We start from the raw sequence: 6,486 nt of genomic DNA on the forward strand, positions 1-6,486 counted from the left end.
TCGGGGTTGGGCTCTTCGTAGGTCGGGGTGAGCGCGAAGCCGAACCCCGACGCAATCACAGGTCCCGTACCTGCCAGGTGCGCAGCGGCAGCGGCAGCTCTCCGAGCCAGCGCACGTCCTGGCCGCCGCACAAGGCCAACACCCAGCTTTCTCCAAGCCAGGTCCGCACCTCGCCAGGCTCGCCCGGCTGCCCCTCGACCCGCACCAGCCGCGCCGGCGCGACCCACTCGCCGCGCCGCTTCAACCAGCTCTCCTTCACCGTCCACAGCTCGTGGAACAGCGCTTCCTGCGCGGACGCATCGAGCCCCGCGAACAGTTGCTGCTCGCGTTCCGTGCAGCAAAGCCGCACCAGCCCCTCGATGTCGCGCCGCCGCGCGGGTGCCTCCAGGTCGATGCCGATCGCCTCGCGCGCCACCGCACAAGCGACCCATTCGCCGCTGTGCGCGATGGCCACGTGCCACTCCGGATGCCCGATCACCGTCGGCTTCACCGCCTCGCCCGCGGTCAACGACCAGTCTTGCGGTTCTCCGCCCGCCGCTTGCGCCAGCAGCCCGCGCGCGAGCCAGCGCGCGGCGAGGAACTGCTCGCGGCGCTGCGTGGCGGTGATCGCTGCGAGCCGCGCCGCTTCCTCGCCCGAAAGCCAGCCGCACCCTTGCGGCAGGCAGGCCGCACTGCGCGCGCAGGCGACCAGCGCGCTCACGCCCAGCGCCGGAGCACCAGCGAGGTGTTGATGCCGCCGAAGGCGAAGTTGTTGCTCATCACCCATTCCGCCTGGAGTTCGCGGCCGCTGCCGCGCACGTAGTCCAGGTCCGCGCAGGCGGGATCCACGTTCTCCAGGTTCAGGTTGGGCGCGAACCAGCCGGCACGCATCATCTCGATGGTCATCCACGCTTCCAGCGCGCCGCAGGCGCCCAGCGTGTGGCCCATGAAGCTTTTCAGCGTGCTGACCGGCACGCGATCGCCGAGCACCTCCAGGGTCGCGGCGCTTTCGGCGACATCGCCGTGGTCGGTGGCGGTGCCGTGCGCGTTGACGTAGCCGATCTCGGAAGCCGGCACGCCCGCGCATTCCAGCGCGAGGCGCATCGCCTGCGCCATGGTCCGCGACTGGGGCTGCGTCACGTGCGTGCCGTCGCTGTTGGTGCCGTAGCCCGCCACTTCGGCGAGGATGCGCGCGCCGCGCGCCTTCGCATGTTCCAGTTCTTCCAGCACCAGCGTGCAGGCGCCTTCGCCCAGCACCAGGCCGTCGCGCGCGGCGTCGAAGGGACGCGGCGTGAGGTGCGGCTGGTCGTTCTTCGTGCTGGTGGCAAACAACGTGTCGAACACCGCGGCGTCGATCGCATCGAGCTCCTCGGCGCCGCCGGCCAGCATCGCCACCTGGCGGCCGCTCTGGATCGCCTCGAAGGCGTAGCCGATGCCCTGGCTGCCCGCGGCGCACGCACTCGACGTCGTGACGATGCGCCCGGTGAGCCCCAGGAACACGCCGATGTTCACCGCCGCCGTGTGCGACATCATCTTGATGTAGGTGTTGGCGGTGATGCCCTCGGTGCACTTGTCGATGATCATGCGGCCGAAGTCCGCGATCGCCGGCGGCGAACCCACCGAGGAGCCGTAGGAGATGCCCATGCGGCCGCTGTCCACCAGCGGGTCGCCGGCGAGGCCGGCATCCTGCAGCGCGAGCTCGCTGGCGCGCGTGGCCATCAGCGCCACCCGGCCCATGCTGCGCGTGGCCTTGCGGTTGTAGTGCCCGGGCAGCTCGAAGGGCTTCGCCGGCGCGCCCAGCCGCGTGTTGAGGCCCTCGTAGGCCTCCCAGGTTTCCATGCGCTGCACCGCGTTGCGGCCGCTCTTCAGGTGCGCCAGCACCGTGGGCCAGTCGTGCCCCAGCGGGCTGAACGCACCGACGCCGGTGACCACCACTCTCTTCACGCCATCCCCCCGTTCACCGAGATCACCTGCCGCGTGATGTACGCGGCCTCCTCGCCCAGGAGGAAGGCGACCAGTCCCGCCACTTCGTTCGCCTGCCCGAGGCGCTGCATCGGGATCAGCTTCATCGCTTCCTCGCGCACCTCCGGCGGCAGCATGTCGGTGTCGATCAGCCCGGGCGCGACGCAATTGACCGTGATCCTGCGCTTGGCCAGTTCGATCGCCAGCGCCTTGGTCGCGCCCATGATGCCCGCCTTGGCGGCGCTGTAGTTCGCCTGGCCGCGGTTGCCCACCAGCCCCGACACCGAGGCGATCGTCACGATGCGGCCCGGCTTGCGCCGCTGCACCATCGGCATGGTCACCGGATGCAGCACGTTGTAGAAGGCGTCGAGGTTGGTGTGCACCACGCCGTCCCATTCCGCGCCGGTCATGGCGGGAAAGGCGTTGTCGCGCGCGACGCCCGCATTGCACACCACGCCGTAGTAGGCGCCGTGTTCCGCGATGTCGGCTTCGAGCGCCGTCCTGCACGCCTCGCGGTCGGCCACGTCGAACTGCAGCACGCGGGCGGCACGCCCTTGCGCGCGGATGCGACCAGCGACGTCGGCGGCGCGTTCGCGGCTCGCGCGGCAATGCACCACGATGTCGTAGCCGGCGGCGGCCAGCCGCAGCGCGATCGCTTCGCCGATGCCGCTGCTGGAGCCGGTGACGAGCACGGTGTGGCCGCTCATGCCGCGCCACCGATCTTCAGGAAGTCGACGCCTTCCGGCGGGTCGTACACCGCAATGCGCGCGCTGGCCACCTCCTCGCCGTCCATCACGATGCGGCAGGCGAACTGGCCCAGGCCGTTGGCGCCGATCAGCTCGCAGTGCGCCTCGACGCGCAAGCGCGCGCCGCAGGGAAAGCCCCCGCGCATGACCTCGTAGCGGCGGCTTCCCAGCAGCAAGCCGGCGCGCGGCCCGCCGCCTTGCGTCCGGGCACGGGCGCCGGCCCACGCCGACACCGTCTGCGCCATGTACTCGATGCCCACCCAGGCAGGCACCTCGCCGTCGCGCACGAACAGGCCGTCGAAAGGCACGTCGACTTCCGCGATCGAATGCTCGGCATCCACTTCCAGCACGCGGTCGATCAGCCGCATCGCGCCGCGATGCGGGATCCAGTCCTCCACCCGCGCAGCTCCAGATCCATTCATTTCATTCACCCGCGAACACCAAGGAGGCATTGCTGCCGCCGAAAGCAAAGGAATTGCTCAACACGTGGCGCGGCGCGCGCCCCAGCGTCTCGCCCGGCTGCGCGACGCGCGCCGGCGCCAGCGCCGGGTCGCGCACGCCGTCCCACCAGTGCGGCGGCAGCCGGCCGGCGCGATTGTCCACGAGCGTGTGCCAGGCGATCGCCGCTTCCACCGCGCCCGCCGCGGCCAGCGTGTGGCCGGTCAGCGGCTTGGTCGAACTCACCGGCACCTCCTGTCCCAGAACCTCGACGACGGCGAGGCTTTCCATCGCGTCGTTCTGCGGCGTGGCGGTGCCGTGCAGGTTCACGTAGTCGATCGCGTTGCGTTGCAGGCCGGCGCGCGCCAGCGCCTGGCGCATCGCGGCGATCGCGCCGCGGCCGGAGGGCTCGGGCGCGGACATGTGGTGCGCATCCGAGGACTCGCCCCAGCCCGCGAGGCGCACGGGACCGGCATCGCGGCCCAGGAGGAACAGCGCCGCGCCTTCGCCGAGGTTGATGCCGCAGCGGTGCAGCGACAGCGGATTGCAGCGCGCCGCGCTCACCGACTCCAGCGCGCTGAAGCCACCGGTGGTGAAGGCGCTGAGCGCATCGACGCCGCCCGCGATCACCGCGTCGGCGATGCCGGCGCGCAGCAGGCGCGCGGCGGACGCCAGCGCCTTGGCGCCGGAAGAACAGGCCGTCGAGACCGTGTAAGCGGGTCCGCGCACGCCCAGTTCGCGCGCGAGGAAGGCGGCGCCGTTGCCCATCTCCTGCTGCGCGTAGTCGTAGTCTCCCGGCCACGCCGCCTGTTCGGCGAAGTGGCGCGCGGCGGCAACGCCTTCGTGCAGGCCGGCGGCGCTGATGCCCAGCACGATCGCCACGCGCGCCGGACCGTGACGGTCGCAGGCGGCGGCGACCGCATCGCGCAGTTCGGGAACCAGCGCGGCCAGCAGCGCATTGCTGCGGCTGCGAAAGATCACGGGATGCGCCCGCAGCGAAGGCAGGTCCTGCGTGACGCGGCCCAGATGCAGTTCGCGTCCCGGCGTGACCTCTTCGGTGGGCGCGACGCCGCTCACCGCGCCGGCGAACAGGGCGTCGCGCGCGGCATCGCCGCACCCGAGCGCGCTGATCCACGCCATCTGCTGCAGGTAGACCGGACTCACTGCGTGGCCTGCCAGTTCTCGAGCCGCACCTGGTAGTGCGCGGCGAGGTTGTCGAGTTCGGCGGTGCCCGCCGCCGGGTAGCGCACGCGGATCACGGGTCGGCCGCCGAGACGCAGTTCGCGCGCGCCGGCGTCGGCCTGCATCGTCCACCCGAGCGGCAGGCCGGCCTGGATCGCGTCCAGCGGCCAGTACACCAGCTGCACGTCACGCAGCAGCAGCGCGCCGGTGACTCCCGGCGGGAAGCCGCGCACCGCGCTCTCGCGCAGCTCGCGGCCGTCCCAGTCGACGCGGGCGACGGTCTGGCCGAACGCCAGCACCGCGAGCCGCACCGCCTCGGCGTCGGCTTCGATCGCCACATCGAGCTGCTGCGAGCGCCCGTAGGCCTTCACGGTCATGCGTTGCTGCACCACCAGTTCGCGTCCCAGCGAAGCCGGGCTCAGGCGCAGCGGCAGCTCCGCCAGCGGCGGCACCGGCCGGTGCGCGCAGGCCGTGAGCAGCAGCGCGACGAGTGCGAGCCCCCAGCGCTTCATGCGTGTTCCCGCCGCACCAGCGGCGACAGGGCCCACACCGCGGCGATGCCGATCATCAGCGTGAGACCGAAGGTGTGCAGCGCCGGCGTCGACGACAGCGCCAGCAAGCCGAAGGCCAGCCAGGTGCTGGCCGCGCCGAGCACCACCGCGAGCCAGGCGGCGCCATCGCCGTCGTGTTCGAGCAGGAAGATGCCGTAGTCGACCCCCATGCCGAGCAGCAGCAGCAGCGCGAGCACGGTGGAGAGCTGGAAGGAAGCGCCGGCCCAGCCCTGCACCGCGAGCGCCAGCAGCGTGGCGAGCGCGGTCGGCAGCCAGGCGCGCCAGGCGTCGCGGCGGAAACGCGTCCACAGCGCAGCGAACACCAGCAGATGACCGGCGAGCAGCAGCGCACCCATCGCCCAGCGATAACGGCCCAGCACGTGCGACACCTCGCCCGCGCGATCGACCCACTGCACGCCGGGGACTTCGCCGGCGATGCGCTGCAACTCGGGCAGCAGCGCGGGATCGTGCAGGCCATGCAGCATCACCACCGTGGTGAACTGGTTGTCCTTCTGCCCCAGCCACAGCTGTTTCGCGGCCACGGCCGCGGGCGAGGCGAGCCACTCCTGCGGCGTGAGCGGACGCGTGCCGGTGGCGGGGCGCACCAGGCGTTCGCCCAGCGCGGCGTTCACGCCGGCGAGCACCTGTTGTTCCACGCGCAGCCGCAACACGCCGTCGGCTTCCTGCCGGCGGATCGAGGGCATCCAGTCGGACACCGCGGCGTAGCCGGCGAGCGCGGTGCGCTGCACCAGGCCATCGAGCTTGTCCTTCAGCGCCTCTTCCAGTTCGAGAACACCCTGCGCGCTTTCGGCGCGCACCAGGTAGAACTGCGCGACGCTGGGCGTGCCGAGCAGGCGCCCGACCTGCACCTGCTCCTGGATCAGCGCGACGGGCGAACCTTGCCAGGCGCGCAGGTCGTCGCTGGCGCGCAGCTTCGCCACGCCGGCGACCGCGACGACGGCAGCGATCGCGACGATCGTCCAGGCGGCGTGCGACCCCTTCCAGCGCGGCCAGCGGGCCAGGCTGTCGCGGATCACCTGCGCGAAGCGCGAGTCGCGCGGCGCCGCGCGATCCATCAAGGGGAACCAGCACACCGCCGTCAGGAAGGCGCCGGTGAGGCCCGCGGCGGAGAACACCGCCATCTGCCGCAGGCCGGGGAAGGGCGCGAGTCCCAGCGCGAGATAGGCGAGAACGCTGGTGGCGAGCGCCAGCAGCAGGCCCGGCAGCAGCGCGCGCATCAGGCTGCGCGGCCGCGCCCTGGGTTGCCCCTGGCGCGCGGCGAAATAGTGGATGCCGTAGTCCTCCGCCACGCCGACCAGGCTTGCGCCGAAGACCAGCGTGAGCAGATGGACCTGGCCGAACACGAGCGCGGTGACGGTGACGCCCGCGGCCACGCCCACCAGCAGCGACAGCGCCGTGAGCGCCAGCGGCGCGAAGCGGCGGAACGCCAGCCAGGCGAGCAAGACGACGGCGGCCAGCGAACCCCAGCCGATGGTGTTGATCTCGCGGCTGGCGCGCACCGCCGCCGATTCGGCATGCAGCGGCAGGCCGGCGGCGAGCATGCGCGCCTGCGGCACCTCGCGCTGCGCGGCCTGCAATGCGGCGTCGAACGCCGGGCGGTAGATGGC

Annotated in this window: 7 protein-coding genes; all 7 read right to left on the minus strand. The window is 72.1% G+C overall.

The features are described 5' to 3' along the window. Window positions 1-55: 55 nt before the first annotated feature. Window positions 56-700, minus strand: a complete 645-nt coding sequence (locus tag VF522_RS09520; protein WP_330908011.1) for a 4'-phosphopantetheinyl transferase family protein — start codon at window positions 698-700, stop codon at window positions 56-58. Then, window positions 697-1,923: a beta-ketoacyl-ACP synthase gene (locus VF522_RS09525; RefSeq protein ID WP_330908012.1), complete on the minus strand. Its 1,227-nt coding sequence runs from the start codon at window positions 1,921-1,923 to the stop codon at window positions 697-699. Before VF522_RS09525 ends, VF522_RS09520 begins: the two co-directional genes overlap by 4 nt. Then, a complete protein-coding gene (locus tag VF522_RS09530) occupies window positions 1,920-2,648 on the minus strand; it encodes a 3-ketoacyl-ACP reductase FabG2 (protein WP_330908013.1) in 729 nt (242 codons plus the stop codon). The genes VF522_RS09525 and VF522_RS09530 overlap by 4 nt, the downstream gene beginning before the upstream one ends. Beyond that, window positions 2,645-3,085, minus strand: coding sequence for a hypothetical protein (locus VF522_RS09535; RefSeq protein WP_330908014.1), 441 nt, complete (start codon window positions 3,083-3,085; stop codon window positions 2,645-2,647). Before VF522_RS09535 ends, VF522_RS09530 begins: the two co-directional genes overlap by 4 nt. A 25-nt stretch (window positions 3,086-3,110) precedes the next feature. Then, window positions 3,111-4,289 carry a beta-ketoacyl-ACP synthase gene (locus tag VF522_RS09540; RefSeq protein ID WP_330908015.1) on the minus strand — a complete coding sequence of 393 codons (1,179 nt, stop codon included), beginning with the start codon at window positions 4,287-4,289 and terminating at the stop codon, window positions 3,111-3,113. Next, window positions 4,286-4,819: a DUF3261 domain-containing protein gene (locus tag VF522_RS09545; RefSeq protein WP_330908016.1), complete on the minus strand. Its 534-nt coding sequence runs from the start codon at window positions 4,817-4,819 to the stop codon at window positions 4,286-4,288. Before VF522_RS09545 ends, VF522_RS09540 begins: the two co-directional genes overlap by 4 nt. Then, window positions 4,816-6,486 (minus strand): hypothetical protein (locus VF522_RS09550; RefSeq protein WP_330908017.1); only part of this gene is annotated, 1,671 nt, incomplete at its 5' end. The genes VF522_RS09545 and VF522_RS09550, both read right to left, overlap by 4 nt.

Source organism: Ramlibacter sp. (assembly GCF_036383835.1).
Classification (GTDB): Bacteria; Pseudomonadota; Gammaproteobacteria; order Burkholderiales; family Burkholderiaceae_C; genus Ramlibacter.

Coding starts and splice junctions, on each gene's coding strand:
- VF522_RS09530 (WP_330908013.1), bottom strand. CDS start 2,648: ATGAGCGGCCACACCGTGCTCGTCACCGGCTCCAGCAGCGGCATCGGC.
- VF522_RS09545 (WP_330908016.1), bottom strand. CDS start 4,819: ATGAAGCGCTGGGGGCTCGCACTCGTCGCGCTGCTGCTCACGGCCTGC.